We start from the raw sequence: 530 nt of genomic DNA, 5'->3' as shown, positions 1-530 counted from the left end.
CAACACCACATCTCCCCCCTATTACTAGGGGGGATTCGGTTTAGGCTAATTTGCTGTGTTCACTCGCCGTTACTAGCAGCATCCCAGTTTGGTTTCTTTTCCTGCCCCTACGCAGATGTTTCAACTCGGGGCGTTCCCAGCCCTTATCGGGCTTCCCTTTGTGGGAGAGAGTTCTCATTAGGAGATCCCGGGATCAAGGGCTCCTTGCGCCTCCCCCGGGCTTATCGCAGCTTGGCACGTCCTTCTTCGGTTCTCGAGCCAAGCCATCCGCCGGATGGCACAGCAACGCCAAAACACACTAGCATACGCTGTGACACCTACGCCTCATGTGCGAGGCGTGAATTACAATCCAATTTTACGTCCAGAGACTCGCATACACACAGCATCACACGCACAACACGGGACGCTCGGGAGCGTCCTGCTCGACGTTGTGTCCCCGTTGTTGTGCATCAACATCTTCCCCACCCACCACGCGGTGGGTAGGTGCACCGGCCACCCAACAAATTGGGTGGTATTACAGATTACAGTTA

The 530-nt window shown here is 55.3% G+C and carries 1 rRNA gene; it reads right to left on the bottom strand.

The annotated features are described in order from the left end of the window. Positions 1-294 (bottom strand): 23S ribosomal RNA (locus QMD82_08610); the annotation flags it as partial. Between the last annotated feature and the right edge of the window lie 236 nt (positions 295-530).

It is taken from the genome of bacterium (assembly GCA_030019025.1).
Taxonomy (GTDB): Bacteria; Hydrothermota; Hydrothermia; order UBA1063; family UBA1063; genus UBA1063.
The sequence above is the reverse complement of the archived record's forward strand: the minus strand, read 5'-3'. Positions and strand labels throughout refer to the sequence as shown.